Consider the following 1071-nt stretch of genomic DNA (forward strand, 5'->3'; position numbering starts at 1 on the left):
TGAATCGCCCCGGATTCTCTAGACACCTTGCAAGCTCATTGCGTAACGCTTTTCAAACTCTGCCGGTGACAGCTGATTGTTGAAACCATGACGGCGTTTTGCGTTGTAGAACATCTCGATGTAATCGAACACATCACTACGAGCATCTTGCCGCGAGGTGTAGATTTTTCGCTTGATCCGTTCCCGTTTCAGAAGCTGGAAAAAGCTCTCGGCCACAGCGTTGTCATGACAGTTGCCTCGGCGACTCATGCTGGCAACCAAATTGTTTGCCTTCAAAAAGCTGCGCCAATCGGAGCTGCTGTACTGGCTGCCTTGGTCGGAATGAACCATCACTTCTTGCTTCGGTTTACGCTCCAAACCGCCATCAACAACGCGTCAATAGCCAAATCACTGGTCATCTGCGACTTCATTGACCAGCCAACGACCTGGCGAGAAAACAGATCCAACACCACAGCCAAATACAGCCAGCCTTCATAAGTGCGAATGTAGGTGATGTCGGTGACCCAAACTTTGTTGGGTTCTACGACATCAAACTGGCGCTTCAGCAAATTGGGTGAGGCGACCGCTGGCTTACCGCCGTACCTTCCAGGGCGGCGTCGATACCCTGTCTGAGAGCGCAGACCTTCAAGACGCATCAGCCTCGCTACACGATGGCGACCACAATCTTCACCGACCTCGCGCAGATCGTCATGGACTTTGCGATAGCCATAAACGCCGCCACTCTCCAGCCATGAATGCTTGATCAAACCCAGCAGTCGCTGGTCGTCTTTGGCGCGTACAGATTGCGGCTCGGACAGCCAGGCGTAATAACCGCTGGGATGGACTTTAAGCGTCAGACAAAGCCGCCGAACCGAATAGTCGCCCGCGCGCTGCTTGATAAAGGCGTACTTCAGCCGCACTCCTTGGCAAAGTACGCGGCGGCCTTTTTTAAGATGTCTCGCTCTTCAGTGACGCGCTTGAGTTCTGCTCGCAGACGACGCAGTTCAGCGTGCTGATCATCGTCTTGCTGTCGTTCTTCTTGAGGTTTGCTGTAGCGCTTTATCCAGGCATATAAGCTATGCGTCGACACGC

At 53.2% G+C, this 1071-nt stretch carries 1 pseudogene; it reads right to left on the reverse strand.

What is annotated here, in order from left to right:
- Positions 1 to 18: 18 nt before the first annotated feature.
- Positions 19 to 1071, reverse strand: a pseudogene (locus tag DK261_RS07230) (IS3 family transposase); the annotation flags it as partial.

The sequence above is a fragment of the Pseudomonas sp. RW409 genome, from assembly GCF_003184125.1.
Lineage (GTDB): Bacteria > Pseudomonadota > Gammaproteobacteria > Pseudomonadales > Pseudomonadaceae > Aquipseudomonas > Aquipseudomonas chlororaphis_I.